28 protein-coding genes and 1 pseudogene are annotated in these 26821 nt (G+C 71.9%); 12 read left to right on the top strand and 17 right to left on the bottom strand.

Annotated features, from left to right (window positions below; translation table 11 throughout):
- The first annotated feature begins 199 nt into the window (after positions 1-199).
- Together CP976_RS28265 and CP976_RS28260 are read left to right on the top strand one after the other, a co-directional pair.
- A complete protein-coding gene (locus CP976_RS28265; RefSeq protein ID WP_150482874.1) occupies positions 200-1315 on the top strand; it encodes a magnesium and cobalt transport protein CorA in 1116 nt (371 codons plus the stop codon).
- Positions 1316-1338: 23 nt separating this feature from the next.
- Positions 1339-1851: a hypothetical protein gene (locus CP976_RS28260; RefSeq protein ID WP_150482873.1), complete on the top strand. Its 513-nt coding sequence runs from the start codon at positions 1339-1341 to the stop codon at positions 1849-1851.
- A 4-nt stretch (positions 1852-1855) separates the two neighbouring features.
- On the opposite strand, the gene CP976_RS28255 is transcribed toward CP976_RS28260, so the two are convergent.
- The gene (locus tag CP976_RS28255; RefSeq protein ID WP_150482872.1) at positions 1856-2611 is read right to left on the bottom strand and encodes a hypothetical protein; all 756 of its coding nucleotides are present in this window, start codon (positions 2609-2611) and stop codon (positions 1856-1858) included.
- Positions 2612-2836: 225 nt separating this feature from the next.
- Between CP976_RS28255 and CP976_RS28250 the strand changes: the two genes are divergently transcribed.
- The 3 genes from CP976_RS28250 to CP976_RS28240 are packed head-to-tail and all read left to right on the top strand — an operon-like array spanning position 2837 to position 5889.
- Positions 2837-4123 (top strand): magnesium transporter MgtE N-terminal domain-containing protein, encoded by a 1287-nt coding sequence (locus CP976_RS28250; RefSeq protein WP_150482871.1) that lies wholly within the window; start codon positions 2837-2839, stop codon positions 4121-4123.
- Positions 4113-4712: a DUF1003 domain-containing protein gene (locus CP976_RS28245; protein ID WP_150482870.1), complete on the top strand. Its 600-nt coding sequence runs from the start codon at positions 4113-4115 to the stop codon at positions 4710-4712. Before CP976_RS28250 ends, CP976_RS28245 begins: the two co-directional genes overlap by 11 nt.
- Before the next feature lie 43 nt (positions 4713-4755).
- Positions 4756-5889 carry an Mrp/NBP35 family ATP-binding protein gene (locus tag CP976_RS28240; RefSeq protein ID WP_020270839.1) on the top strand — a complete coding sequence of 378 codons (1134 nt, stop codon included), beginning with the start codon at positions 4756-4758 and terminating at the stop codon, positions 5887-5889.
- A gap of 118 nt (positions 5890-6007) precedes the next feature.
- Here CP976_RS28240 and CP976_RS28235 read toward each other — a convergent pair whose 3' ends face one another.
- From CP976_RS28235 to sigE, 5 genes are all read right to left on the bottom strand, one after another.
- Entirely contained in the window at positions 6008-6679 is a 672-nt protein-coding gene (locus tag CP976_RS28235) for a hypothetical protein (protein ID WP_190146889.1), read from the bottom strand.
- A 231-nt stretch (positions 6680-6910) separates the two neighbouring features.
- Positions 6911-7348 carry a sec-independent translocase gene (locus CP976_RS28230; RefSeq protein ID WP_150482869.1) on the bottom strand — a complete coding sequence of 146 codons (438 nt, stop codon included), beginning with the start codon at positions 7346-7348 and terminating at the stop codon, positions 6911-6913.
- A gap of 193 nt (positions 7349-7541) precedes the next feature.
- On the bottom strand, positions 7542-9395 hold the full coding sequence (locus CP976_RS28225) for a trypsin-like peptidase domain-containing protein (RefSeq protein ID WP_190146888.1): 1854 nt from the start codon (positions 9393-9395) through the stop codon (positions 7542-7544).
- Positions 9396-9526: 131 nt separating this feature from the next.
- On the bottom strand, positions 9527-10504 hold the full coding sequence (locus CP976_RS28220) for an anti-sigma factor family protein (protein ID WP_229875632.1): 978 nt from the start codon (positions 10502-10504) through the stop codon (positions 9527-9529).
- A 68-nt stretch (positions 10505-10572) separates the two neighbouring features.
- Complete coding sequence (gene sigE / locus CP976_RS28215; protein WP_229875547.1) at positions 10573-11343, bottom strand: RNA polymerase sigma factor SigE; 771 nt, start codon at positions 11341-11343, stop codon at positions 10573-10575.
- A 162-nt stretch (positions 11344-11505) separates the two neighbouring features.
- On the opposite strand from sigE, the gene CP976_RS28210 reads away from it, so the two are divergent.
- Entirely contained in the window at positions 11506-12204 is a 699-nt protein-coding gene (locus tag CP976_RS28210; RefSeq protein ID WP_280117579.1) for an O-methyltransferase, read from the top strand.
- Positions 12205-12322: 118 nt separating this feature from the next.
- Here the strand turns inward: CP976_RS28210 and CP976_RS28205 are convergent, their stop codons facing one another.
- Complete coding sequence (locus tag CP976_RS28205; RefSeq protein WP_003966491.1) at positions 12323-12490, bottom strand: DUF3117 domain-containing protein; 168 nt, start codon at positions 12488-12490, stop codon at positions 12323-12325.
- A 385-nt stretch (positions 12491-12875) separates the two neighbouring features.
- Between CP976_RS28205 and chcB the strand changes: the two genes are divergently transcribed.
- Positions 12876-13679, top strand: a complete 804-nt coding sequence (gene chcB, locus CP976_RS28200) for a 2-cyclohexenylcarbonyl CoA isomerase (protein WP_150482866.1) — start codon at positions 12876-12878, stop codon at positions 13677-13679.
- Positions 13680-13694: 15 nt separating this feature from the next.
- On the opposite strand, the gene CP976_RS28195 is transcribed toward chcB, so the two are convergent.
- Both CP976_RS28195 and CP976_RS28190 read right to left on the bottom strand, forming a co-directional pair.
- Positions 13695-14279, bottom strand: coding sequence for a DNA-3-methyladenine glycosylase I (locus CP976_RS28195; protein WP_150482865.1), 585 nt, complete (start codon positions 14277-14279; stop codon positions 13695-13697).
- The gene (locus tag CP976_RS28190) at positions 14276-14677 is read right to left on the bottom strand and encodes a DivIVA domain-containing protein (protein WP_150482864.1); all 402 of its coding nucleotides are present in this window, start codon (positions 14675-14677) and stop codon (positions 14276-14278) included. The genes CP976_RS28195 and CP976_RS28190 overlap by 4 nt, the downstream gene beginning before the upstream one ends.
- A gap of 135 nt (positions 14678-14812) precedes the next feature.
- Between CP976_RS28190 and folP the strand changes: the two genes are divergently transcribed.
- The gene (gene folP, locus CP976_RS28185) at positions 14813-15673 is read left to right on the top strand and encodes a dihydropteroate synthase (protein WP_150482863.1); all 861 of its coding nucleotides are present in this window, start codon (positions 14813-14815) and stop codon (positions 15671-15673) included.
- 89 nt (positions 15674-15762) lie between these two features.
- On the opposite strand, the gene CP976_RS28180 is transcribed toward folP, so the two are convergent.
- Positions 15763-16521, bottom strand: coding sequence for an LOG family protein (locus tag CP976_RS28180; RefSeq protein ID WP_086840076.1), 759 nt, complete (start codon positions 16519-16521; stop codon positions 15763-15765).
- A 118-nt stretch (positions 16522-16639) separates the two neighbouring features.
- The gene (gene dapE / locus CP976_RS28175; RefSeq protein ID WP_150482862.1) at positions 16640-17719 is read right to left on the bottom strand and encodes a succinyl-diaminopimelate desuccinylase; all 1080 of its coding nucleotides are present in this window, start codon (positions 17717-17719) and stop codon (positions 16640-16642) included.
- 84 nt (positions 17720-17803) lie between these two features.
- Here dapE and CP976_RS28170 point away from each other — a divergent pair, with 84 nt between their 5' ends.
- Both CP976_RS28170 and CP976_RS28165 read left to right on the top strand, forming a co-directional pair.
- Positions 17804-18787: a VldE C-terminal domain-containing protein gene (locus tag CP976_RS28170; RefSeq protein WP_150482861.1), complete on the top strand. Its 984-nt coding sequence runs from the start codon at positions 17804-17806 to the stop codon at positions 18785-18787.
- A gap of 342 nt (positions 18788-19129) precedes the next feature.
- Entirely contained in the window at positions 19130-19576 is a 447-nt protein-coding gene (locus tag CP976_RS28165) for an ATP-binding protein (RefSeq protein WP_150482860.1), read from the top strand.
- Positions 19577-19671: 95 nt separating this feature from the next.
- On the opposite strand, the gene CP976_RS28160 is transcribed toward CP976_RS28165, so the two are convergent.
- Both CP976_RS28160 and fdxA read right to left on the bottom strand, forming a co-directional pair.
- The gene (locus CP976_RS28160) at positions 19672-20769 is read right to left on the bottom strand and encodes a bifunctional succinyldiaminopimelate transaminase/glutamate-prephenate aminotransferase (protein WP_150482859.1); all 1098 of its coding nucleotides are present in this window, start codon (positions 20767-20769) and stop codon (positions 19672-19674) included.
- A gap of 127 nt (positions 20770-20896) precedes the next feature.
- The gene (fdxA, locus tag CP976_RS28155) at positions 20897-21214 is read right to left on the bottom strand and encodes a ferredoxin (RefSeq protein ID WP_010047804.1); all 318 of its coding nucleotides are present in this window, start codon (positions 21212-21214) and stop codon (positions 20897-20899) included.
- Positions 21215-21354: 140 nt separating this feature from the next.
- Here fdxA and CP976_RS28150 point away from each other — a divergent pair, with 140 nt between their 5' ends.
- On the top strand, positions 21355-22371 hold the full coding sequence (locus tag CP976_RS28150) for a GNAT family N-acetyltransferase (RefSeq protein WP_150482858.1): 1017 nt from the start codon (positions 21355-21357) through the stop codon (positions 22369-22371).
- 30 nt (positions 22372-22401) lie between these two features.
- Complete coding sequence (locus CP976_RS28145) at positions 22402-23253, top strand: transglutaminase family protein (protein ID WP_150482857.1); 852 nt, start codon at positions 22402-22404, stop codon at positions 23251-23253.
- A gap of 91 nt (positions 23254-23344) precedes the next feature.
- Here the strand turns inward: CP976_RS28145 and CP976_RS28140 are convergent, their stop codons facing one another.
- From CP976_RS28140 to CP976_RS28125, 4 genes and pseudogenes are all read right to left on the bottom strand, one after another.
- A complete protein-coding gene (locus CP976_RS28140; RefSeq protein ID WP_150482856.1) occupies positions 23345-23959 on the bottom strand; it encodes a response regulator transcription factor in 615 nt (204 codons plus the stop codon).
- Complete coding sequence (locus CP976_RS28135) at positions 23956-25119, bottom strand: sensor histidine kinase (RefSeq protein ID WP_150482855.1); 1164 nt, start codon at positions 25117-25119, stop codon at positions 23956-23958. The genes CP976_RS28140 and CP976_RS28135 overlap by 4 nt, the downstream gene beginning before the upstream one ends.
- Entirely contained in the window at positions 25116-25856 is a 741-nt protein-coding gene (locus CP976_RS28130; RefSeq protein ID WP_150482854.1) for an ABC transporter permease, read from the bottom strand. Before CP976_RS28130 ends, CP976_RS28135 begins: the two co-directional genes overlap by 4 nt.
- A pseudogene (locus CP976_RS28125) lies at positions 25853-26701 on the bottom strand (ABC transporter ATP-binding protein); the annotation flags it as partial. The gene CP976_RS28130 and the pseudogene CP976_RS28125, both read right to left, overlap by 4 nt.
- Between the last annotated feature and the right edge of the window lie 120 nt (positions 26702-26821).

Raw genomic sequence — 26821 nt, 5'->3', positions numbered from 1 at the left:
TCACCGCGGAAGAGCGCTTCGTTTCGCTTTACCTGATCTGCCTCAGAAGCTGAATCAGTAACGAGACTCGCCACCGCGACGGTGCGGTGCTCCCCGCTTTGTGGACGTGCCAAACATCATCGGTCCCAACGTCCTCATTCCGGGTAGTTCCACCTGTCGGGTGCTGCGCCTTTCGTTGCCTGTCGCGAAGGAGCCCGCCATGTCGATGATCCGCGACCTGCGCGCCGTCGTCCGTCCGTCCCGCGTGTCGCTGCGCAAGGACGGTGCGACGTACGACGCCACCCGCAGCCCCGCGACGTCCTCCGCCGTCGTCGACTGCGCCGTCTACCGGGACGGCCGCCGCGTCGAGACCGAGACCCCGCTGACCCCGCACGAGGCGGTGCGCCTGGCGCGCCGCGACGGCGGCTTCGTGTGGATCGGCCTGCACGAGCCGACCGAGGCCGAATTCTCCGGCATCGCCGGCGAGTTCGGGCTGCACCCGCTGGCCGTGGAGGACGCCGTCCAGGCCCACCAGCGGCCCAAGCTGGAGCGCTACGACGACTCCCTCTTCACGGTGTTCAAGACCATCCACTACGTGGAGCACGACCAGTTCGACGCCAACAGCGAGGTCGTCGAGACGGGTGAGGTCATGTGCTTCACCGGACGGGACTTCTTCATCACCGTCCGGCACGGCGGTCAGGGCTCCCTGCGGGCGCTGCGGCACCGTCTCCAGGACGACCCCGAGCTGCTGTCCAAGGGCCCCTCGGCCGTGCTGCACGCCATCGCCGACCACGTCGTCGACGGTTACATCGCGGTCGCCGACGCCGTGCAGGACGACATCGACGAGGTCGAGACCGAGGTGTTCTCCCCGGGGCGCAAGGGCTCGCCGCGCGGCTCGGACGCCGGACGGATCTACCAACTCAAGCGCGAGGTGCTGGAGTTCAAGCGGGCCGTGTCGCCGCTGCTGCGGCCCATGCAGCTGCTGAGCGAGCGGCCGATGCGGCTGATCGACCCGGACATCCAGAAGTACTTCCGGGATGTCGCCGACCACCTGGCCCGCGTGCAGGAGCAGGTGCTCGGCTTCGACGAGCTGCTCAACTCCATCCTCCAGGCCAACCTCGCGCAGGCGTCCGTGGCGCAGAACGAGGACATGCGGAAGATCACCTCATGGGCCGCCATCATCGCCGTGCCGACGATGGTGTGCGGGGTGTACGGCATGAACTTCGACCACATGCCGGAGCTGCACTGGCGGTACGGCTACCCGGTGATCATGGGCATCACCGTGGTCATCTGCCTGGGCATCCACCGCACGCTGAAGCGGAACGGCTGGCTGTGAACGGCGTGGATAGGCTGGGGGCCATGACAAGCGAGCTGCTCGGCCAGGCCCTCGTCGAGGAGGCCACGAAGAAGTCCGGCCTCGTCTGGGTCCAGGGCCCCGACGGCCCGGCGCGCGCCCTGTGGCACGTGTGGCACGAGGGTGCCGCGTGCCTGGTCGGCGACGGCCCCGGCGAACAGCCGCTGCCGGGCCTGCCCGACGGGTCCGAGGCCCGGGTGACGGTCCGCAGCAAGGACAAGGGGGGCCGCCTGGTCTCCTGGACGGCCCGGGTCACCCAGCTCGCACCGGGCTCCGAGGCGTGGGACGCGGCGGTCGCCGAGCTCAAGGGCAAGCGGCTGAACGCGCCCGACGGCGAGGCCATGACCGACCGCTGGGCCCGCGAGTGCCGGGTGCTGCGCCTGGAGCCGACCGGGACGACGGCGCCGCTGCCCGACGACTCCCTGTCCGAGCCGCCGCTGCCGACCCCGGCGATCACCCGCCGGCCGATCCCGGCAGGTCTGCCCCGCCTGCTGCTGAAGAAGCGCAAACGTAAGTGACGGCCTACGAAGCCGGCAGCTGCCTGCCGTAGTCCACCGTCTCGTTCTTCTCCGGCTCCCTCAGGGAGAAGTCCTGCCCCCAGGCGGAGAACGTGAGGGTACCCGCCCCACCGGCCCGCTCCAGGCGCAGCGGATACGGCTTGCCCTCCAGGGATACCTCCAGAGTGCCGCCGGAGCCCTTGTCGCCCGAGATGCGGATGGTGCGGATGCCCGCCTGCTCGTCGTGGCCGTCCGTCGCGAGCTTGCCGTGCAGGGTCAGCAGACCGTCGAGGAGGACTCCCTTGTCCGTGAAACCGCTGAACTTCTTGTACGAAGGGTCGCCCTGCGGCACCTTCACGAACTTGCCGCCGAGCTTGGACGCCGCGGCGGCATCGCCCTCGCCGTCCCCGCCCTGGCCCGCGCCATGACTCCAGAACTCCGCGTCGGCCTTGAGGAAGAGATGCTCGCCGACGCGCAGCAGCCGGAAGGTCGCCCCCTCGGAGGTGACCGAGCCTTCGCCGCCGTCGTCCTTCAGCCGCATGTCGAGCGCGTAGGTGCGCTCGCCGCTGACGACGTTCCCGTGCACCCGGACCGCCCCGGCGGACTCGGCGACCGAACGGGTCTTGGCCTGGATCTTCTCGGCGGACAGTCTGCCGACCCCGTTGGTGCCCTCGTTCGGATCCTCCGCGCAGCCCGTGAGCACCGTTCCGGTCACGGCCAGTGCGCACATCGCGCTCGCGAGTGCGGCACTGTGGTTGCGGCCCTGGCGAATCGGAGTCACAGGTGGGGCTGCCTCTCTGACGGGAGACCTGATCGGCGTACCGCAGGGTACCGGGCACGTGCGGGCAGGTCGGAGCCAGTCCGTCCGGACCGCCCGCCGACGCGCCCCCGATCGGGACGGGCTAGCCTGAAGCCCACCCGAGCGGGCAATTCGGAAGACACAGCGACAAAGACAGGCACACGAACAGGGACCACGAACCACCCCGCACGAAAAGGAGCCGCGGCCATGGCAGCGGGCGCCCCCCGGATCTTCGTATCGCACCTCTCCGGTGTCGCCGTCTTCGACCCCGCCGGCGACCAGGTGGGGCGTGTCCGCGATCTGGTCGTCATGCTGCGGATGGCGCAGCGGCCCCCGAGGCTGCTCGGCCTCGTCGTCGAACTCGCCACCCGCCGCCGCATCTTCCTGCCGATGACCCGGGTCACCGCCATCCAGTCCGGGCAGATCATCACCACCGGTGTGCTCAACGTCCGGCGCTTCGAGCAGCGGCCCACCGAGCGGCTGGTCTTCGGGGAGCTGCTGGACCGGCGCGTCACGCTCACCGAGACCGGCGAGGAGGTCACCGTCCTCGACCTGTCGGTGCATCAGCTGCCCGCCCGCCGGGAGTGGGAAATCGACCGGGTCTTCGTCCGCAAGGGCCGGAAGGGCACTGCCTTCCGGCGCGCCAAGGGCGAGGCGCTCACCGTCGAGTGGACCGCCGTCACCGGCTTCTCGCTGGAGGAGCAGGGGCAGGGCGCCGAGAACCTGCTCGCCACGTTCGAGCAGCTGCGCCCCGCCGACCTGGCCAACGTCCTGCACCACCTCTCCCCCAAGCGCCGGGCCGAGGTGGCCGCCGCCCTCGACGACGACCGGCTGGCCGACGTCCTGGAGGAGCTCCCGGAGGACGACCAGATCGAGATCCTCGGCAAGCTGAAGGAGGAGCGCGCCGCCGACGTCCTGGAGGCCATGGACCCCGACGACGCGGCCGACCTGCTGGGCGAGCTGCCGAAGGACGAGCAGGAACGGCTGCTGAGCCTGATGCAGCCCGGCGACGCGGCCGACATGCGGCGCCTGATGTCGTACGAGGACCGCACGGCGGGCGGTCTGATGACCACCGAGCCGATCGTGCTGCGCCCCGACGCCACCGTCGCCGACGCCCTCGCCCGCGTGCGCAACCCGGACCTCTCCCCCGCCCTGGCCGCCCAGATCTACGTCTGCCGGCCACCGGACGAGACGCCGACCGGCAAGTACCTCGGCACGGTCCACTTCCAGCGCCTGCTGCGCGAGCCACCGCCCTCCCTGGTCAGCTCGATCGTGGACAGCGACCTGCAACCGCTCGACCCCGACGCGGACCTGCCCGCGATCGCCGGGTTCTTCGCCACGTACGACATGGTCGCGGCGCCCGTGGTCGACGAGTCCGGCTCCCTGCTGGGTGCGGTGACCGTGGACGACGTCCTCGACCACATGCTCCCGGAGGACTGGCGGGAGACGGAGTTCCACCTGGACGAGGAGGAGGTGGCGACCGATGGTTCCTGAGCGTGAGACCCTGCGCGAGCGCACGCCGGCCGGCTCCACGGCCGCAGGCCGGCCGCGCACCGCCCGCCTCGACCAGCCGGGCGTGCCCAGGCGCCGGATCCTGCCCGAGTACGACCCGGAGGCCTTCGGACGGTTCTCGGAACGCATCGCGCGCTTCCTCGGCACCGGACGGTTCCTGGTCTGGATGACGGCCGCCATCATCCTGTGGGTGGCCTGGAACACGCTCGCCCCGCGCGACCTGCGCTTCGACGAGTACCCGTTCATCTTCCTGACCCTGATGCTGTCGCTCCAGGCCTCCTACGCGGCCCCGCTGATCCTGCTCGCGCAGAACCGGCAGGACGACCGCGACCGGGTCAATCTGGAGCAGGACCGCAAGCAGAACGAGCGGTCGATCGCCGACACCGAGTACCTGACCCGCGAGGTCGCGGCCCTGCGCATCGGCCTGGGCGAGGTCGCCACCCGCGACTGGATCCGCTCGGAACTCCAGGACGTGGTCAAGGAACTGGAGGAGCGGCACGACGGCCACCGTCACGGCTCGGTCGTATTCCCGGCGGAACGGTCACCGGGACGTGACGCAGACGACCGCTGACAGCCTTTCCTACGCAACGGTACGGCGCCGTACCATCGACCCTATGGCTACGGAAGACGCGGTGCGCGAGGCACTGGCGACGGTGAACGACCCCGAGATCCACAAGCCCATCACCGAACTCGGGATGGTCAAATCCGTGGAGATCGGCGCGGACGGGGCGGTCGCGGTCACCGTGTACCTGACGGTCTCGGGCTGCCCGATGCGGGACACGATCACGCAGCGCGTGACCGAGGCGGTCTCCGGCGTGGAGGGCGTCACCCGAGTCGACGTCACGCTCGACGTGATGAGCGACGAGCAGCGCCGCGAGCTGGCGTCCGCCCTGCGCGGCGGCCAGACCGAGCGCGAGGTCCCCTTCGCCAAGCCGGGGAGCCTGACCCGCGTCTACGCGGTCGCCTCCGGCAAGGGCGGCGTGGGCAAGTCCTCGGTGACGGTGAACCTGGCGGCGGCGATGGCGGCCGACGGCCTGAAGGTCGGTGTCGTCGACGCCGACATCTACGGTCACAGCGTGCCGCGCATGCTGGGCGCCGACGGCCGGCCCACCCAGGTCGAGAACATGATCATGCCGCCGTCGGCGAACGGCGTGAAGGTCATCTCCATCGGCATGTTCACGCCGGGCAACGCCCCGGTCGTGTGGCGCGGCCCGATGCTCCACCGCGCCCTCCAGCAGTTCCTGGCGGACGTGTACTGGGGCGACCTGGACGTCCTCCTGCTGGACCTGCCGCCCGGCACCGGTGACATCGCGATCTCCGTGGCCCAGCTGGTCCCGAACGCCGAGATCCTCGTCGTGACGACCCCGCAGCAGGCCGCCGCCGAGGTCGCCGAGCGCGCCGGCTCCATCGCCGTGCAGACCCACCAGAAGATCGTCGGTGTGGTCGAGAACATGTCCGGCCTGCCCTGCCCGCACTGCGGCGAGATGGTCGACGTCTTCGGCACGGGCGGCGGCCAGGCGGTCGCCGACGGCCTGACCCGCACGACCGGCACGAACGTCCCGGTCCTCGGCAACATCCCCATCGACGTCCGCCTCCGCGAGGGCGGCGACGAGGGCAAGCCGGTGGTCCTGACGGACCCGGACTCCCCGGCGGGCTCGGCCCTGCGGGCGATCGCGGGCAAGCTGGGAGGCCGGCAGCGGGGCCTGTCGGGCCTGTCCCTGGGGATCACTCCGAGGAACAAGTTCTGAACTGACCCAGGGGCGCGGGGAACTGCGCGAGCAACCACATGCGACCCGTAGCCGCCCCGGAATGTTCTGCCCCTACGGCGAGGGGGCGCCGAAAAACACACGGCGCCCCACACTCACGTCACGCGTACGCGGCGATGTCCTTGACCACGGCGAAGCCGAGACCGTACGCACTCATGCCACGCCCGTACGCGCCCACGTGGACACCCGCCGAAGTCGACCCGGCCAGCACCCACCCGAACTCCGACTCCCGGTAGTGGAACGCCGTCGGCACACCGTCCACCGGCAGCGACAGCGTCGACCAGTCGGAGCCGTCCAGGTCATCCGCCAGCACCCACGCCGTCTCCGTCTGCTGATCCAGCCAGTCGTCCCGCAGGGAGTGGTCCATCTGCCCGGGCCAGGTGAAGGACAGCAGCCCCACACCCGCGAGCCACGCCGCCGAGGACACCGACGTCGCCTCCAGCAACCCCGTGCCGTCCGCACTGCGCCGTGAGGGACTCGCCGCCACGGTCACCACGACCACGAACTTCTCCTTGGCCTCCTGGTCACCACCGGCGGCATGCTCGTTGCGCACCGAGGGCTCGTCACCGTGCCCGATCGACCCGTGTTCCACGGCTCCGTCGGCCGCCGTACCGACCTGCATCAGCCAGCGCGGCCCCGTGAACGCCTCGTCGAGGCCGTACCACGGGAAGGGCGCGCGCAGGTAGCCGTCGACCGTACGCCGGGCGGAGGGGACCTGTTGTCCGCCCTCCGCGGCCGGCGCCTGTGCGACTGCCCGACTCGTCGTCTCCATATGCCCGGACGCCTCCTCGCTCTCGTCGGGCCGGAACGGCCCGCCCCCCTTCGGGCGGCGTTGCTGGTCCAGTACGGCCCGCCCATCAACTCGGCAGCATAGCCACACCGCTGCGAGCAGCAGGGAAATCGCCCGGCGCGTGGGCCGCACGGGCGCCTCGTTCAGGCCCTACACAGCCCGACCGGAGTATGAAACGCGTCACGCGCCGGGGCGTACGCCCCGGTGTGTCGCTCAGGTGGCGTCCGCGTCGAAGGGCGGCCGGTCGTCCCGGTCAGGGAGCTCGGGCTTCTTCGTCATGTCGATGCCGCCGGACGAGCCGGAGGACGACGAGGAGGACGTGTCGGAGTCACGGCTGTGGACGGCGTCGGTGACCTCGGCCATCTCCTTCTTCAGGTCGAAGCCGTTGCGGATCTCCTTGAGCCCCAGGTCCTCGTTGTCCAGCTGCTTGCGGATGAACGTCTTGGGGTTGAGGTCCTCGAACTCGAAGTCCTTGAACTCCGGGCCCAGTTCCTCCCGGATGTCGTGCTTGGCACTCTCCGAGAACTCACGGATCTTCCGGATCGTACGCGTCACGTCCTGGATGACCTTGGGGAGCTTGTCCGGACCGAAAACGAGCACGGCAAGGACGATGATCGTCACCAGCTCGAGTGGTCCTATGTCATTGAACACCTGAAGCTCCTTGCGATGTCCTCGGTCCTCGGCCCTCAGTGGTCATGGGGGTCTTGCCGCGGTCCGGGCCGGATCCACGGTACCCGGCGATCCTGTCCGACCGGTACTGTCCCGAGCGCTCCGAGTGCGTGCAGTGGGAGCGCTTTCCCGAATGTTTGCCTCTTTCATCCCTGTACGTCCCGGACATCACGACTCAGCTGCCGCCGGACGACCCGAGGACGAGCGACACCCGGCGCTCCTTGCCGGCGCGCTCCACGGTCAGCTCCAGGCGGTCGCCGGGGCGGTGGGCACGGGTCTTGACGATCAGCTCCTCGCCGGAGTGGACGCGCTGCCCGTCGACCTCCGTGATGACGTCGCCCGCCTTGATGCCGGCCTTGGCGCCCGGGCCGCCCACGGTCACCGGGGGTCCGCCCTCGCTGCCCTCGGCGGCGACGCGGGCGCCGTCGCCCGTGTAGTCCATGTCGAGAGTGATGCCGATCACCGGGTGGGTCGCCTTCCCGGTGTTGATCAGTTCCTCGGCGACACGCTTGCCCTGGTTGATGGGTATGGCGAAGCCGAGGCCTATCGAGCCGGACCGCCCGCTGTCCAGCTCGGAGCCGCTGTCCGCCGACCGGATGGCGGAGTTGATGCCGATGACCCGGGCCTCGGCGTCGAGCAGGGGACCGCCGGAGTTGCCCGGGTTGATGGGCGCGTCGGTCTGGAGCGCGTCGACGTACGACACGTCGCTGCCGTCGCCCTTCTCGCCGCCCGCCGTGATGGGCCGCTGCTTGGCGCTGATGATGCCGGAGGTGACGGTGCCGGCCAGGTCGAAGGGCGCGCCGATGGCCACGACCGGGTCACCGACCTGCACGTTGTCCGAGTTGCCGAGGGGCAGCGGGGTGAGCCCGCGCACGCCCTTCACCTTCACGACGGCGAGGTCGTAGCCGCTGTCCCGGCCGACGAGCTCGGCCTCGGCGGTCTCCCCGCCGTTGAAGGTCACCGTGATCTCACCGGTGGATCCGGCGGACTGCACGACGTGGTTGTTGGTGAGGATGTGCCCTCGGGTGTCGAGCATGAAGCCGGTGCCCGTGCCCTGCTCGCCGGAGCCGCTCACATGCAGCGTGACCACGCTGGGCAGGGCCCGTCCGGCGATCCCCGCCACACTGTCCGCGTCCCGCGCGGCGGGCTCCTTCCCGGACTGCGGCAGCTCGACGGTCCCGACGCCGCCGTTCCTCTCCAGATACGTCCCTGCGACGCCGCCGGCACCCCCGGACACGAGCGCGAGCAGCATGGCGGCACCGATCAGCGCCTTCCTGCCCCGCCGGCGCCGCTGTTCCGTGCTGGGCACCCCGGCGCCGTTCTGCTGGAGAGGGCCGTGGCCGCCCGGGGCCACGGGGGCCGCCCAGGGGTCGTAGCGCTGCCAGGGGTCGGGGGCGGGGGCCGCGGGCCGCGCGTCGGCGTGGACGGCCGCGGCGGGCACCGGCGTGGGGGCGCTGGGGGGCGGCAGGGGCGCGGCCGGCCCGGGGATGCCGGGAGGCGCCGCGGGTGTCCCCTGCGGCGGCGGAACGGGCGTGCCGGGCATGGCCGGCCGGTCCGCCGTCGTCACGCCGTGCGCCGGTGTCGCCGCCGGGTGCTGCACCGGCGGCGCGGGCGCCCAGGGTCCGGGTTCGCCGTAGGGCGGCGTGCTGTACGGGTCGGGATCGTGCAGGGGCTTGGGGGCACCGTCGGCCGGCACGGCGGAGGCGGCCTCCCCTGCCTCCACCGCGCTCCCGGCAGGTCCGCCCTGGGCCGGCACGGCGGACGTGGCGGGAACGCCGTCCACGGCGCCCTTGAGCATCCCCGCCGGCACCCCGGCGGGCTCGCCGTCGGCCGGTACCGGCTCGGGGCGCCTCAGCTCGTAGTCGCCACCGTCGTCGGCCGGCCGCGCAGCGGGCCGCGCCAGCTCGAAGTCGCCGTCGGTGTCGGCCAAGTCCCCCGGGGCCGGCCCCGCACTCTCCGGCTCCCCCGACAGGCCCTGCGGCCGAGGACGGCTCCACCACTTGGCCTTCGTGGGCTTCCCCTCGTTCATGCTCTCCCCACAGCCGCGGCACGGCTCGACGGCGGTAGCCGCAGTTCGTCGAATCGGCGCCACGGCCACGCCTCGGCCGCGGGCGCCACCCCGGATTCAATCAGGTCCGCTCGCCGCCGCGCAGCGGCCGGTCAGCGGGCCGTTCGGGAGGAGCCGGGAGGAGAGGGGGACGAGGTCGTGTCCGGGAGGGGCACGGCGAACAGGGGGGCCGCGATCTCGGGCACCGTGGACCACGAGCTCAGGGCGGCCGGCGGGGCCGCCTGGAGCGGGCCTATCAGCGGGGACATGGCGGCGGCACCGGCCATCACCGGCGCGGCCAGCGCGTGGACGGCCTGCTGCCCCACGGCGGAATGCGGCACACCCGGCAGCAGGGGGGCGGACACCTCGGTCGGGGCGACCGGGGTGCTGCCGAGCGCGCTCTGGCCGTGCACCTGCCCGAGCAGCGGCCCCGTACCGCGGCGCCGCTGGGACTCGGGCTGAGCCGCGGCGCCCGTGCCCTGTGTGCGCATCGGTGTCACGTTGCTCCCCGTGCCGGAGCCGCCGCGGGCATCCGTGTCGGTCGGGGCGCCGGTGGTGACGCCGCCGAGCGCGAGCGCGGCCAGGGACACGGCTCCGGCAGCCGCGAAGGCGAACCGCAGCCGCGAGGAGGATCTCTCGGGCTCGTGCCGGCCGACGTCGTGGATACGGAAGCCCCGGCTGCCCGCCGGAAGGCCGCGGCCTTCGGACGGCAGGCCGCGGTCGCCCGGGGGGAGGCCCTGGTTCCCCGCGGAGGACGGCAGCACGGGGGCGTGCGGCCGGGCCGGGACGTACCCGAACTCGAACCGGCCGCCGCGCTTCGCTCCGAAGGCCCCGGACGATCCGAACCGTCCGGACAGTCCGCCGGGCAGCCCTGCCCCGCCCGGCGGTGTGGCATCACCGTCCGGGCCGCCGCCCGCGGGTAGTCCCTGCAGGCGGGCCAGGAAACTCTCGGAGGGGGGCGGCGGGGCCGCCTCCGCGAAGACGTTCTTCAGCCGGCGCTGGGCGTCCACCTCCGCCTTGCACTTCGGGCAGGTGGCCACATGCGCCAGTACGCGCTCGCGCGCGTCATGACCGAGCTCTCCGTCGACCAGGGCGGAGAGTCGGTCTCCCAGATGCTGCTCTGCGAGGTGTCCCTCGGAAGCTTTCGGCCGTGATCCGCTCACGCGCTCGCGCCCCCTCCTCCCAGTGCGGGAACACGGGGCACGAAGGAGCGGCGCTCGGCACGCGCCTCCGGGGAGCGGTGCGCGAGGGCCTTGCGCAGCTGGGAGCGGCCACGGTGGATGCGCGACCGGACCGTGCCGAGCTTGACGCCGAGGGTCGCGGCGATCTCCTCGTACGACAGTCCCTCGATGTCGCACAGGACGACCGCGGCGCGGAACTCGGGGGCGAGGGTGTCGAGGGCCTGCTGGACGTCCGCGTCGAAGTGCGCGTCGTTGAAGACCTGCTGCGGCGAGGGCTCCTTGCTGGGCAGCCGCTCGGCCGCGTCCTCGCCGAGCGCGTCGAAGCGGATGCGCTGCTTGCGGCGGACCATGTCCAGGAACAGGTTCGTGGTGATGCGGTGCAGCCAGCCCTCGAAGGTGCCCGGCGTGTACGTCGACAGGGAACGGAAGACACGGACGAAGACCTCCTGCGTGAGGTCCTCGGCGTCGTGCTGGTTGCCGGTCAGGCGGTAGGCGAGCCGGTAGACCCGGCCGCTGTGCGTGCTGACGATCTCCTCCCACGTGGGCGGAGTCCACGCCTGCCCGTCCGCGTCGGTGGTGAAGGTCGCGGTCTGGGCGAAGTCAGCGGCGTGGCTGTGGTCAGCAGTGTCGTTCACGGATGTCGGCCTGCCCGCCGATGTGAAGAAGCGCCGGAGCACTCCTCCCCTATCCACAGGCGCGGCCGCACCTCCCCTGTCAGCTCTGGTGGTGTCCAGTGGAGCCCCTACCATAGCCACCTCGCCCGTTAGGACCGGATAAGCGGTTTTACGAGAATTTGATCTGGGCTGATACGCCTCGTACTGCTGCGTCGGCACTTGCTCGGCGCCTCGATCCACTGCCTGCCCCCCGTCACGAACCGCGCCACTCGCTCATCCCCTTAAACGACCGGTCCCATCTGCGGGTTCCCGGGCCCAACGGATACAGTCACGCCCAGGCATTCACGGGGACAGGAGAGGGTCATTACCGGCAACCGGCAGACGAGCTGGGCGTTCGCCGACGCCTATGTCGCCGAGGACGACGCGCTGCGCTGGGCCCGCGACCGGGCCCGTGAGGCGGGTCTGCGCTCGGTGTCGCCCGGCACGGGCGCCGCGCTGCGGTTGCTGGCCGCCTCCGTCGACGCCAAGGCCGTCGCGGAGATCGGGACCGGCTGCGGTGTCTCCGGCATCCACCTCCTGCACGGTATGCGCCCGGACGGTGTTCTGACCACCGTGGATCCCGAGCCGGAGCACCAGCAGTTCGCCCGCCAGGCCTTCCGCGCCTCCGGCTTCGCCAGCAACCGGGCCCGTTTCATCCCGGGCCGCGCCCTGGACGTGCTGCCCCGCCTCGCGGACGCCGGCTACGACCTCGTCTTCTGCGACGGCGATCGCCTGGAGGTCATGGACTACCTCGCTGAATCGTTGCGGCTGCTGCGCACCGGCGGGCTCGTCGTCTTCGAGGGCGCCTTCGCGAACGGCCGGACGGTGGACTCCGGACCGCAGCCCACCGAGGTGCTGCGACTGCGGGAACTGCTGCGCGCGGTGCGCGAGAGCCAGGAGCTGGTGCCGTCCCTGCTGCCGGTGGGCGACGGGCTGCTGTGCGCGGTGAAACGGTAGCCGGGCAGCACGTTAGCCGGGCCGAACCCGGGGCAGGCGAGAGACATCGGTGAGAAAACAGCCGCCCCGGCACCTCATGTGATGCCGGGGCAGCTGAAAGGGTATGGTCGCTCGCGCGTCAGCCGACGACCTTCTTGAGGGCATCGCCCAGGGCGTCGGCCTCGTCCGGGGTCAGCTCGACGACGAGCCGACCGCCGCCTTCGAGCGGAACGCGCATGACGATGCCCCGCCCCTCCTTGGTCACCTCGAGCGGGCCGTCACCCGTCCGCGGCTTCATGGCCGCCATGCTCGTTCCCCTTCCTGAAACCCAGCTCATCGTCAAGGCCGACGGACCCCTGAAGAAGGGCACAGTGCGGTCCTTGAGGCAGGACACGCGACACCGGCATCGAACACATTGCTTCCAAGCCATTATCCCGCATCTCAGGACCCGATGACCAACATCAGTCGGCATCGCTTGGGCAACGCACGCGAGCAAAACCACTCAATTCGGCGATGTGACTGCGATACTCCGCCACCGCACACACTTCCGCCGAACGGATCCGGACGAGAATTCTTTGACGCAGGTCACATGTCCGGTCCGATCACCCGTCCGCGATCTCCGTCATGCTGTCCTCAGACCCGGGACGTACCGGCCGGTACGTCCCCGAGCGGCGACACGGAGGGGATACCCCATGGCCGACACCGTGCTCTACGAGGTGAGCGACGGACTCGCGACGATCACGCTGAACCGCCCGGAGGCGATGAACGCGCTGAACGTGGCGGCCAAGGTCGCCCTGCGGGAGGCGGTCCGGTCCGCGGCGGACGACACCGCCGTACGGGCGGTGCTGCTGACCGCCGCCGGTGACCGGGCGTTCTGCGTCGGGCAGGACCTCAAGGAGCACATCGGGCTGCTGGCCGAGGACCGGGAGACCGGTTCCGGGCAGACCATGAGCACGGTGCGGGAGCACTACAACCCGATCGTGCGGACGCTGACCGAGGCCGCGAAGCCGGTCGTCGCCGCCGTGAACGGGGTGGCGGCCGGGGCGGGCTTCGGCTTCGCGCTCGCGGCGGACTACCGGATCGTGGCGGACACGGCCGCGTTCAACACCTCGTTCGCCGGGGTGGCGCTGACCGCCGACTCGGGGATCTCCTGGACGCTGCCGCGTGTGATCGGCCCCGGGCGGGCGGCCGACCTGCTGCTCTTCCCGAGGAGCATCAGCGCGCAGGAGGCGTACGAGCTCGGCATCGCCAACCGGCTGGTGCCGGCCGGCGAGCTGCGCGCGGAGGCCGAGAAGGTGGCGCGGGCGCTGGCCGGGGGGCCGACGGTGGCGTACGCGGCGCTGAAGGAGTCGATGGCCTACGGGCTGACGCACTCCCTGGAGGAGACCCTGGAGAAGGAGGACGAGCTCCAGACCCGGGCGGGCTCCTCCGAGGACCACGCGATCGCGGTGCAGGCCTTCGTCAACAAGGAGAAGCCCCGGTACTTGGGGCGCTGACCTGCTGCGACGGCATCAGGTGCGACGCGCGACGCAGGCCTGGAGGTGGTCGTCGACCAGTCCGCAGGCCTGCATCAGCGCGTACGCCGTCGTCGGGCCGACGAAGCGCAGGCCCCGCTTCTTCAGCGCCTTGGACAGGGCCGTCGACTCGGGTGTGACGGCCGGGACGTCGGAGAGCGCCTTCGGGACCGGGCGGGTGCCCGGCTCGGGGGCGTGCGACCAGATCAGCTCGTCCAGTTCGCCCGGGGCCCACTCGGCCAGGGCGCGCGCGTTGGCGAGCGTCGCGTCGATCTTGGCGCGGTTGCGGATGATTCCCGCGTCGGCCAGGAGGCGCTCGCGGTCCTCGTCGGCGAAGGCGGCCACCGAGGCGATCTTGAAGTCGGCGAAGGCGGCGCGGAAGCCGGGGCGGCGGCGCAGGATCGTGATCCAGGACAGGCCCGACTGGAAGGCCTCCAGGCTGAGGCGCTCGAAGAGCGCGTCGTCGCCGTGGACCGGGCGGCCCCACTCCTCGTCGTGGTACGCCACGTACTCCGGGGCGGACAGGGCCCAGGGGCAGCGCAGCGCGCCGTCCGGCCCGGCGAGGGCGGCGCCGTCACTCACGGCCGGTCCTCCTGGCGCGGGGCGGGCTTGTCCATGGACACGTGGTTCTCCGCGGGGGCGTGGCTCTCCCTGGACACCGGGCCGTGGGCGCCGGCCGCCCGGGCGCCCGCCAGGGCCGACTCCAGGTCGGCGATGCGGGCGTCACGCTCGGCGAGCTCGGCGCCGAGGCGGCTGAGGGCGTCGTCCACGTCCGCCATGCGGTAGCCGCGGGCGGCGAGCGGGAAGCGGAGGCTCTCCACGTCGGCACGGTCGACCGGTCGGTCCGGGGGCAGCGGGTCCCGCAGCCGCTCGGGGGCGGCCTCGGGCAACGGGCCGTTCTCGCCGCCGCCCACCACGGCGAGGGTCACCGCGGCGACCACGACGGCGAGCGCGACGACCAGGAACAGGAACATAACCATCGCGGAGCCCCCACGGTCGGATGTGTCGGTGTCTTCGGACACGGATGGTGTCAGGCTCCGATCGTGCCATGCGACGGTGACAGTTAGGGTCGCAGGCGGCGGAAGACGGGGACGTATCAGGAAGGGTCACAGCGGATGCTCAGGCTGGGCAGGCGGGAATTCGGGCCGCACGAGCCGGTGATCATGGCGATCGTGAACCGGACCCCGGACTCCTTCTACGACCGGGGCGCGACCTTCCGCGACGAGCCCGCCCTCGCGCGCGTGGAGCAGGCGGTGGCCGAGGGAGCCGCGATCATCGACATCGGCGGCGTCAAGGCCGGGCCGGGCGAGGAGGTCACGGCCGAGGAGGAGGCCCGGCGGACGGTCGGTTTCGTCGCGGAGGTGCGGCGGCGGTTCCCGGACGTGATCATCAGCGTCGACACGTGGCGGGGCGAGGTCGGGGCGGCCGTGTGCGAGGCCGGGGCGGACCTGCTGAACGACGCGTGGGGCGGCGTGGATCCGGGGCTCGCCGAGGTCGCCGCGCGGTACGGCGTGGGGCTGGTGTGCACGCACGCGGGGGGCGCGGAGCCGCGGACCCGGCCGCATCGGGTGGAGTACGACGACGTCATGGCCGACATCCTGGAGGTGACGGTCGGGCTGGCCGAGCGGGCGCTGGCGCTGGGCGTGCCGAGGGAGTCGATCTTGATCGATCCCGGGCACGACTTCGGGAAGAACACACGGCACAGTCTGGAGGCGACCCGGCGGCTGGGCGAGATGGTCGCCACGGGGTGGCCGGTGCTGGTGTCGTTGTCGAACAAGGACTTCGTGGGGGAGACGTTGGATCGGCCGGTGAAGGAGCGGGTGATCGGTACGTTGGCGACCACGGCGGTGTCCGCGTGGCTGGGGGCGCAGGTGTACCGGGTGCATGAGGTCGCCGAGACGCGGCAGGTGCTTGAGATGGTCGGGGCGATCGCGGGGCATCGGGGTCCTGCCGTTGCGCGGCGCGGGTTGGCCTAGCCGAGGTACCAGGCGGCTCCGCCCCCTGGACCCCCGGACCTATGCCCAACCGCCACCCGAATCGCTCGGACAAGAAGCCCGGCTCGCCTCTATCTGCCCGCTTCCTTCGACACCAGTGCCACCGCCTCGTCCACGTCGTCCGTGACGTGGAACAGGAGGAGGTCCTTCTCCGCGGCCTTGCCCTGGGCGATGACCGTGTGGCGGAGCCAGTCGACGAGGCCGCCCCAGTACTCGCTGCCGAAGAGGACGATCGGGAAGCGGGTGACCTTCTGCGTCTGGACGAGGGTGAGGGCCTCGAAGAGTTCGTCGAGGGTGCCGAGGCCGCCGGGCAGGACGACGAAGCCCTGGGCGTACTTGACGAACATCATCTTCCGGACGAAGAAGTAGCGGAAGTTGAGGCCGATGTCGACGTACGGGTTCAGGCCCTGCTCGAACGGCAGCTCGATGCCGAGGCCGACCGAGATGCCCTTGGCCTCCAGGGCACCCTTGTTGGCCGCCTCCATCGCGCCCGGGCCGCCGCCCGTGATGACCGCGAAGCCCGCGTCCACCAGGCCCCGGCCCAGCCGGACACCCGCCTCGTACTCGGGTGAGTCCGCCGGAGTACGGGCCGAGCCGAACACGCTGATCGCGGGCGGGAGTTCGGCGAGCGCACCGAAGCCCTCGATGAACTCCGACTGGATGCGCAGCACGCGCCAGGGGTCGGTGTGCACCCAGTCGGACGGGGCGCGCTCGTCCAGCAGCCGCTGGTCGGTGGTGCTGGCCTGCACCTGCCCCCGCCTCCGGAGGACCGGGCCCAGGCGCTGTTCCTCCGGCGGCTGCTTCTTCCCCTCGGGGTTGCCGGTCGCCATGTGCGCTCCCTCCGTCGTGCCGGTCGTTCCGCCTCAGCGTAGATCTACGCGGGTTACGAACGAGGGACGTGAGCATGTCCGCGATCGAGCGCCGTAAACACGATGGTGTTCCGGCCGGTCAGGCCGTCAGCCAGGTCCGCAGGCGCTCCTCACCCGCGAGGACCTTCGCGATCTCCACGCGCTCGTCCCGCTTGTGCGCCAAGTGGGGGTTGCCCGGGCCGTAGTTGACCGCGGGGACGCCCAGGGCCGAGAAGCGGGACACGTCCGTCCAGCCGTACTTCGGCATCGGGGTGCCGCCCACCGCCTCGATGAACGCCTTCGCCGCCGGGTGGGACAGGCCCGGCATCGCGGCCGAGCTGTGGTCGACCACCTCGAACTCGTCCACGCCGCAGTCCGCGAAGACCTCCCGGACGTGGGCCACGGCCTCCTCGGACGTGCGGTCGGGCGCGTAGCGGAAGTTGACGGTGACGACGCACTCGTCGGGGATGACGTTGCCGGCCACTCCCCCGGCGATGCCCACCGCGTTCAGGCCCTCGCGGTACTCCAGGCCGTCGATGACCGGCCACCGCGGCTCGTAGGAGGCCAGGCGGGCGAGGATCGGAGCCGCCGCGTGGATCGCGTTGGAGCCCATCCAGCCGCGCGCCGAGTGGGCCCGCTCGCCCTTGGTCTTCAGCAGCACCCGCAGCGTGCCCTGGCAGCCGCCCTCGACCTGGCCGTCCGACGGTTCCAGGAGGACCGCGAAGTCGCCCTGGAGCCACTCGGGGTGCGCCTCGGAGACGTGCTTGAGGCCGTTCAGCTCCGCGGCGACCTCCTCGTTGTCGTAGAAGACGAAGGTCAGGTCGCGGTTGGGGGCCGGGACCGTGGCCGCGATGCGCAACTGGACCGCGACGCCCGACTTCATGTCGCACGTGCCGCAGCCCCACAGGACGCCGTCCTCGTCCAGGCGGGAAGGGACGTTTTCCGCGATCGGGACGGTGTCGATGTGACCGGCCAGGATCACCCGCTCCGGGCGGCCCAGGTCCGTCCGCGCCACGACGTTGTTGCCGAACCGCTCGACCGTCAGGTGGGGCAGCGCGCGCAGCGCGGTCTCGATCGCGTCCGCGAGCGGCTTCTCGGTGCCGCTCTCGGAACGGAAGTCGACGAGCCGGGCGGTGAGCTCTGCGGCGTCCAGCGTGAGGTCAAGAGAGGTGTCGGCCATGCCGTCGACCCTAACGCGCCAGGACTGTGCACACTGTCCACACCCGGCACAGGGCACTCCGTACTCTCCAGTACCTTGTACGGCGTGCCAGAGCCGTCCTCTCCCCCCAAGCGTCGCGGCCGCCTCTTCCGATGCGGGTCCGCGTTCGTGATCCTGCTCGCGATCGCCGGTTACCTCGTGGTGCAGTACGTCACCGGAGGCACAGGCGAACCGGGCTGCAAAGTCGTCTCCGGCAAGGGCGACGGGGCGTCGTACGAGTTCACGCCCGAGCAGGCGGTGAACGCGGCGACGATCGCCGCCGTGGGTGACGGACGCGGCCTGCCCGAGCGGGCCGTGACCATCGCGCTGGCGACCGCGCTCCAGGAGTCGGCCCTGCGCAACATCAACCACGGCGACCGGGACTCGCTCGGCCTGTTCCAGCAGCGGCCCTCGCAGGGCTGGGGCACGCCGAAGGAGATCATGGACCCGACGTACTCGGCCGGCGAGTTCTACGACCACCTGGTCAAGGTGCCCGGCTACACCCGGCTGCCGCTCACGGTCGCCGCGCAGCGCGTGCAGCGCAGCGGCTTCCCGCAGGCCTACGCCAAGCACGAGCCGGACGCGGCGCTGCTCGCCGCGGCGCTCACCGGGCAGTCCGCGGCCACGCTGACCTGCGAGGGCCGCCCGGCCGCGACCCGGGCGACGGGCCCGGACGGGGTGCGCGCGGCGCTCGTGCGGGACTTCGGGCGCGATGTGCTGGAGACGGCCGGTGCGGAGGTGGGCCGCTCGCCGGCGGCCACGCCGACGCCGACCCCGAGCGCTGCGGGCGGGTCCGGCGGGCGGACCGTGACGCTGCCGGTGACCGACGCGACGAGTTCCGCCGACGGACGGAGCGTGGAGCAGCGCGGCTGGCAGCTGGCGCACTGGGCCGTGGCCAACGCCTCCGAGCTGCACATCGCACGCGTCACGTACGCGGGGCGGGAGTGGGTCGCCGGGAACACCGCCAGCGAGTGGCGGGACGCCGCGGCGAAGGGCACGGCGGGTGCGGAACGGGACGCGGACGCCGTCCGCATTGTCACGATGCGCTAGATCGGGCAGGGGTACGGGCACTCACCCGTGAGGGTTGCCCGCGTGGCTCTGCCGCGACGGTGTGTTCAGGTTTTCACGCCCTCACCCAGGGTCCGTGAATACGTTGGGGGCAAAGGGCTGGAAGGATTCGGCGGTCTTTCTGGCGGGTGCCTCTTTGCCCGTTTGTCCGCAGCCGATTATGCGACGCATTGCCAACTCTTTACGTTGCGGCGCCGCAACCTTCGAGGGCTTCGAGCGGTAGTCACTGCGTCCGAGCCGGGGCGATCAACAGCCAGTCGATCAACTCCCGGACCCGGTCGGACACTTCACGAACCACACTGTTCTCTCCGTCGAAGGAGCACCATGTCCCTCCCCCTGACCCGCCGGATCGCCCGAGCCGCGCTGATCGTCGCTGCGGGAGCGGCTGCCGGGGTCGGTGCGGCCGGCTCCGCCAGTGCGGCCCCCGAGCTGCCGGCCAACCCGAACCTCGGCGGGCTGACCGCCCTGGACGGGGCGAACGTCGGCAACACCGTCGACGGCGCGGCGCAGGACGTCACCAGGTCCGCGGGTGACACCGGCGGCAAGACCGTGAAGAAGGCGGTGCCGGCCGCGGGCAAGATCGGCGGCAAGACGGTCAAGAAGACCACGCCCCTCGCGCAGAAGGCGGCCGGTGACGCGGCGGGCTCCGCCGGGCAGCTCGTCGGTGACGCGGCTGGTTCGGCGCCGGGGGGTCTGCCGACGGACTCCCTGACGAAGGGTGGGGTGCCGTCTGCGGGCTCGCTGCCGGCGAAGGGCCTGCCGGTCGGCTGACACCGGGCTTTATCGCCGAAGGGGTCCAGGGAGCTTCCCTGGACCCCTTCGGTTCGTTCCGGCACCGGCCGAACGACTGCCCTCAGCGGCAGCCGCTACTTGCTCAGCCGGTCCACCGCCGCCCGTACCCGCTCGTCCGTCGCCGTCAGAGCCACTCGGACGAACTGCGCGCCCGCCGGGCCGTAGAAGTCGCCCGGGGCCACGAGGATGCCTCGTTCGGCCAGGTGGGCCACCGTGTCCCAGCAGGACTCGCCCCTCGTGGCCCACAGGTAGAGGCTGGCCTCGCTGTGCTCGATGCGGAAGCCGTGGGCGAGCAGGGCCGCGCACAGGAGCGCGCGGCGGGCGGTGTAGCGCTCGCGTTGGACACGGACGTGGTCGTCGTCGCCGAGGGCCGCGATCACCGCTGCCTGGGTCGGTGCCGACGTCATCATGCCGCCGTGCTTGCGGATCTCCAGGAGGGGAGCCAGGACCGCGGGGTCGCCGGCCAGGAACGCCGCCCGGTAGCCGGCCAGGTTCGAGCGCTTGGAGAGGCTGTGGACCGCGACGATGCCCTCGTACGAGCCGCCGTTGACGTCCGGGTGCAGCACCGAGACCGGCTCGGCCTCCCAGCCCAGCTCCAGGTAGCACTCGTCGGAGAAGAGCAGGACGCCGTGCTCGCGGGCCCAGGCGACGATCCGGGTGAGCTCCGCCTTCGACAGGACCTTGCCCGTCGGGTTGGACGGGGAGTTCAGCCAGAGGAGCTTCAGGCCTTCGGGGTCCAGCCGCGTCGGGTCGTCGTAGGCCTCGTACTCGGCGCGGGCCAGGCGGGCGCCCACCTCGTAGGTCGGGTAGGCCAGGCGCGGGAAGGCCACCCGGTCGCCGGGACCGAGGCCCAGCTGTGTCGGGAGCCAGGCGACGAGCTCCTTGGAGCCGACGATCGGCAGGACGTGGCGGTGGGTGACGTCCCGGGCGCCGAGGCGGCGCTCGACCCAGCCGGTGATCGCGTCGCGCAGCTCGGGCGTGCCCCAGACGGTCGGGTAGCCCGGGGAGTCCGCCGCGGCGACCAGCGCCTTCTGGATCAGCTCGGGGACCGGGTCGACCGGGGTGCCGACCGACAGATCCACGATGCCGTCCGGATGGGCGGCGGCCGTGGCCTTGAACGGCGTCAGCTTGTCCCAGGGGAAAGTGGGGAGACGGTCGGAGACTGCGGACACGGTTTCTGGCTCACTTTCTGGTACGGACGAGCCGTCGCGGCGAACGCCTCGGCCCCGTACGGCGACCAGGGCGTGATCGGGCCGTACGGGACCGAGGCGGCACGGATGTGCGGGCCGCTCGCGGTGACTAGGCCTGCGGCGGCAGCGCGGCGATGAAGGGGTGGTCGCGCTCGATCAGCCCCAGCTTGCTGGCACCGCCGGGCGAGCCGAGCTCGTCGAAGAACTCGACGTTCGCCTTGTAGTAGTCCTTCCACTCCTCCGGAGTGTCGTCCTCGTAGAAGATCGCCTCGACCGGGCAGACCGGCTCACAGGCACCACAGTCGACGCATTCGTCCGGGTGGATGTACAAGGACCTGGAGCCCTCGTAGATGCAGTCGACCGGGCACTCCTCGATGCACGCCTTGTCCTTGACGTCGACACAAGGCTGCGCGATGACGTAGGTCACGCTGTCGTTCCTCCTCGATAGGGCGCTGGCGGGCCTCCTCAGGCTCCGCCGCCTGGCGCGCGGGAGCGCGGCGTCGTCGATGCCCGCCCCTAGTATCTCCGTTCCTGGGCATGATCCGAACAGGAGGGGTGAACCGACCAGTGGAAATATCTGCCGCCGGGCGACTCGAGGTCCGTATCACCACTGCTGACGTGGGCAAACGGGTCTCGGTGCGGAGCATGATCGAACATGCGGCTCCGGGTGAGAAGTTCACCGACACGGTCGGAGTTCTCACATCATGGGACAAAGGTGTGTTGCTGATCACACGCAAGGGTGGCGAGAGCGTCCGCATCGCGGAATCCACGCTGGTCGCGGGCAAGGTCGTGCCCGCCGCTCCGGCGCGTCGCCGCGGTCCGGCCGCCTCCTACGAAGAGCTGGCGCGGGTCGCCGCGCGGGCCTGGCGGCCCGTGGAGAGCGAGCGGCTCGGGGACTGGGAGCTGCGGGCCGCGTCCGGGTTCACGCGGCGGGCCAATTCGGTGCTGCCGCTCGGTGACCCGGGCGTGCCCCTGGACGAGGCCCTCGACGCCGTCCGGCGCTGGTACGGCGAGCGTGGCCTGCCTGCCTACGTCCAGACCGCGACCGGTGCCGAGGGCACGCAGGAGCTGCTGTGCGCGGAGCTGGAGGCGCGGGGTTGGGTGCGGGAGGTGACGGCCGAGATGTGGGTCGGGCCGCTGGCGCCGGTGGCCGACGTCGCCGAGCCGTCGGGGGTGGTGCTGTCCCGGGAGGCCGACGAGGCGTGGCTGGCCCGGTACCAGCGCAAGGGCATGAGCGAGGTCGCGCTGCGGGTGCTGGAGGGAGGGCCTTCGGTGTGGTTCGCGACCGTGCCCGGTTCGGAGGGGGCGGCGGCTCCGGCCGCCATCGGGCGGTGTGTCGTCGACGGGCGGTGGGCCGGGTTCGCCGCCGTCGAGGTCGACCCGGATCTGCGGCGGCAGGGGCTGGGCACGGCCGTGATGGCGGCGCTGGCCCGGCGGGCCCTCGACGAGGGCGCGTCGGCCGCGTGGCTCCAGGTCGAGGCCGAGAATGAGGGAGCGCGGGCGTTGTACGCCGGGATGGGTTTCGCCGCGCACCACGCCTACCACCACTACCGGGAGCCGGATGACCGCGACTCCGGCCGGTAACCGATCGTCGTGAGAGGGCACGAGCCAGCTATGCGTCCCCCGTATCCCCCGTCCCCCGAGCGTTCCGCCGAGCTGCGGCGGCGGTTCGCCGAAGAGGCCCGGTCCGAGCGGCCCGATCTGTCGACGTTGTGCCTGCTGGTGGGCGCGGAGGCGGACGGAGCGCTGGACGAGGCGGGCCTGGACGCCGCGCAGGTCGAGCTGGACCGGCTGGCCGGGCTGGTGCCGTACCGGCCCGGGGGGCCGCGGGCGTGGGCGGTCGCCTTGCGGGAGCTGCTCGGGGACCGGATGGGCTTTCACGGCGCCCCGGCCGACTACCAGCGCCTGGAGTCCTCCCTGCTCCACGAGGTGCTGGTGCGGCGTCGTGGGCTGCCGATCCTGCTGTCGGTGGTGTGGATGGAGGTGGCCCGGCGGGCCGGGGCGCCGGTGTACGGGGTGGCTCTGCCCGGGCATTTCGTGGTCGGCTTCGGGCCCGACGAGGGGCAGGTGCTCGCCGATCCGTTCGACGGTGGGCGGGTGCTCACGGGGGCGGACGCCGAGTTGCTGGTCGCCGGGGCGACCGGGACGCACCTTGAGCCGTCGATGCTGCGGCCGGCCGATCCGCTGGATGTGGTGTTGCGGATCCTGAACAACGTACGGGCGTGGGCGGCGGCCCGGCCGGAGCGGTCGGACGTGGCGTTGTGGGCGGTCGAGTTGTCGTTGCTGCTGCCCTCGCATCCGGCCCGGCTGCGGTACGAGCGGGCGCAGTTGCTGGTGGGGCGGGGGGATTTCCTGGGCGGGGCCGTGGAGCTGGAGGCCTACGCCGACGTGGTGGGAGCGGTGGATGAGGGGGCCGCTGAGCGGGTACGGGGGGAGGCTCACGCGGCCAGGGCGATGTTGAACTGACGCCTTCTCGCGTGAGGGCCTGTGTTCGTGGGCGAGTGCGAGTTTCGTTGTGGTTGATCGCGCAGTTCCCCGCGCCCGCAGGAAAGTCGGTCTACAACCAGCCCTTTTCACGGGCTGCCCGGACCGCCTCCGCGCGGTTCCTCACCGCCAGCTTCTGGATGGCCGTACTGAGGTAGTTGCGGACCGTGCCCTGGGAGAGGTGCAGGGTCGTGGCCAGTTCCGCGTTGGTGGAGCCGTCCGCCGCTGCCCGGAGGACTTCCCGTTCGCGGTCCGTGAGGGGGTTGGCGCCTTCCGCCAGGGCCGCTGCCGCGAGGGTGGGGTCGATGACGCGTTCGCCGGTGAGGACCTTGCGGATCGCTTCGGCGAGTCGCGCGGCGGGGGCGTCCTTGACCAGGAAGGCGTCGGCGCCGGACTCCATGGCGCTGCGGAGGTAGCCGGGACGGCCGAAGGTGGTGAGGACGACCAGCTTCACCGCCGGGAGTTCCTCGTGCAGGCGGGCCGCGGCCTCGATGCCCGTCGCGCCGGGCATCTCGATGTCCAGGAGGGCCACGTCGACGGCGTGTGCCCGGGCCGCGTCGAGGACCTCGTCGCCGCGGGCCACCTGGGCGACGACCTCGATGTCCGCTTCGAGACCGAGCAGGGCGGCCAGGGCCTCGCGGACCATCGACTGGTCCTCGGCGAGCAGGACCTTGATCGGGCGGCTCATGCCGGGGATCCTACGTCCGCCGGGCCGGCCGAGGGCACGCGGGCGACCAGGCGGAAGCCCTGCCTGACCGGACCCGCCTCCAGGGTGCCGCCCGCCTGGGTGAGGCGCTCGTCGAGACCCGTGAGGCCGTTGCCGTAGCCGTCGCCCGCGCCCGAGCCGTCGTCCTCGACGGCGAGTTCGAGCACCGGGCCGTCGAGGGTCTGGCGGTGCAGGAGCTCCACGGTGCAGCGGGCGGCGCCGCTGTGCCGTACGACGTTGGTAACCGCCTCACGCAGCGCCCAGGCGAGGGCGGTCTCGCTCTCCTCGGGGACTCCGGTGAGGTCGGGTTCGGCGGGCAGGCCGGCGGTGACACCGGCCGCGGTCAGGGCGACCCCGGCGCCGGCGAGTTCGGCGCTCAGGCGGGGGCGGCGGTAGCCCGTGACGGCCTCGCGGACGTCGGCGAGGGCCTGGCGGCTGACCCGCTCGATGTCGGCGACCTGCCGGGCCGCCTTGTCGGGGTGGTCGGGCAGCATGCGGCCGGCCAGCTCGCTCTTGAGGGTGATCAGGGAGAGCGAGTGGCCGAGCAGGTCGTGCAGGTCCCGGGCCAGGCGCAGGCGTTCCTCGTTGGCGGCGAGCTGGGCGACGGTGGCGCGGGCCTCGCGCAGGGCGATGGTGGTGCGTACGAGTTCGCGTACGCCGGTCATGGCGAAGCCGCCGAGCAGGGCCGGGATGAGCAGGCCGGCGAGGAAGGAGTTGCCGCCGTGCGTCGCGAGCGCGACGGCGGTCAGCAGCGCGCACGCGGCCGGGATCGTCCAGCGGGCCATGCGCAGGGGCAGGGCCGCCCCGGACGCGATCGACACGTACACGAAGAGCACCAGCCACTCGCGTCCCAGCGTGAGGGCGAGGAGCGTGGACTGGGCGGCGAGCACCCCGAGCGAGCCGAGCACCACGGCGTTGCGCTCGCCGCGGCCGGTGCGGAAGACCAGCAGCATGTACCAGGTGACGAAGGCGGCCAGGCCGATCCAGCCGAGGACGCGGACGCCCGTGCTGTGGCCGCCGTGCAGCAGGTCGCTGACGGGTGCGCTCAGGTACACCAGCCAGATGCCCGTCCACAGCGCCTTCACCGCCCGCTGCCTGCGGTTCACCGGGCGCTGCCCCATGCCGAACCCGACGCCGCTCACGCCTTCAGGGTGTCCTTCCGGTACAGCCAGGCCGCGCCGCCCGCGAACAGGGCGAAGGAGACCACGAGGACGACGAGGTCCTGGACGTGCGGGGCGCGGCTCTGCTCGATGGCCTGCCCCAGGGCAGCGTACGCGTGCGTGGGGAGCCACTTGGCGATGTCCTGGAGCCAGTCCGGGAACGTCGTCGTCGGCATCCACAGGCCGCCCAGCATCGACAGGCCGAAGTAGGTGATCATCGTGATCGGGCGGACCGCGTCGCCGCTGGCCAGATAGCCGAGGGCGACGCCGAGCGCGGCGAAGACGAGGCTGCCGGCCCAGATCGCGCCGGTGAGGGCGAGCCACTGCCAGGCGTCCAGGCGTACGTCCTTCACGGCCGCCGCGACGACGAAGACGATGACGATGGACGGCAGGCTGACGACGGCGGCGCTCGCGGTCTTGGCAAGGACGTAGCCGCGGCCCGGCAGCGTGGTCAGGCGCAGCTGCCGTACCCAGCCGCCCTCGCGCTCCTTGGCGATGCGCTCGCTGTTGCCCATGAGGGCGGCCGTCAAAGCGCCGAAGGAGGCCATGGAGACCATCATGTAGGTCGGCAGGGTCAAGCCGGTGCCGGGGACCTTCGTGGTGCTGTCGGCGTTGCCCGCGATGATCAGGAACAGGACCGACGGGTAGATCACGGAGAAGAACAGGAACTTGCGGTTGCGCAGGGCTCGGGTGAGTTCGAGCCTGATCAGGCTGTTCACTTCGCCTTCGCCTCCTCGGCGGTCGTGATCGCGACGAAGGCCTGCTCCAGACCGAGCCCGGCGACTTCGAGATTGCGGGGGTAGAGGCCGAGGCCGTAGAGGGCGTGGACGGTGGCGTCGGCGTCGGTGGACTGGATGCGGACGGTCCGGCCGGACACCGCCAGGGAGGTCAGGAAGGGCAGGCCGCGCAGGGCTGCCTCGTCGACGGTGCCCGCCAGGTCGAAGGAGACCCGGCGGGCGCCGGCCTTGGCCTTGATCTCGGCGGCCGTGCCGTCGGCGAGGAGCCGGCCGCGGTGCAGGACCAGGACCCGGTCGGCGACGGCGTCGGCCTCTTCGAGGTAGTGGGTGGCGAAGAGGACGGTCCGGCCCCGGTCGGCCTGCTCGCGCATGGTGGCCCAGAAGGCCTGGCGGGTGGTGACGTCCATGCCGGTGGTGGGCTCGTCCAGGACGATCAGGTCGCTGTCCCCGGCGGTGGCGAGGGCGAAACGGACGCGCTGGGCCTGGCCGCCGGAGAGCTTGTCGACCTTGCGCCCGGCGAGCTGCGCGATGCCCGCGCGGGACAGGACCTCTGAGGGCCGGTACGGCTTCGGGTGCAGGTCGCAGGCGAGCCGCACCAGTTCGGCGACCGTGACCTCGTCCATCAGCCCGCCGCTCTGCAGCATGGCGCCCACCCGCCCGGCGACGATGGCGTCCCGGGGACCGGTGCCGAAGAGGCGGACCGTGCCGCTGTCGGGCTTCTTGAGGCCGAGGAGCAGGTCGAGGGTGGTGGATTTGCCGGCGCCGTTGGGACCGAGCAGCGCCACGGTCTCCCCCGGGCGCAGGGCCAGGGTCAGTCCGTCCACCGCCCGGACGGCGGCGTATGCCTTGCTCACCTGGTCGAACGCGACCACCGGGGCTGTCGTTGTCATGCGGTCATGGTGGCCTCGGGGGTGCCGGTGCGGGCAGTGTCGGGCGTCCGGAGTGCC

Origin of the sequence: Streptomyces coeruleorubidus (assembly GCF_008705135.1) — a bacterium.
Taxonomy (GTDB): domain Bacteria; phylum Actinomycetota; class Actinomycetes; order Streptomycetales; family Streptomycetaceae; genus Streptomyces; species Streptomyces coeruleofuscus.
This window is presented reverse-complemented; position numbering and strand designations above follow the sequence as displayed.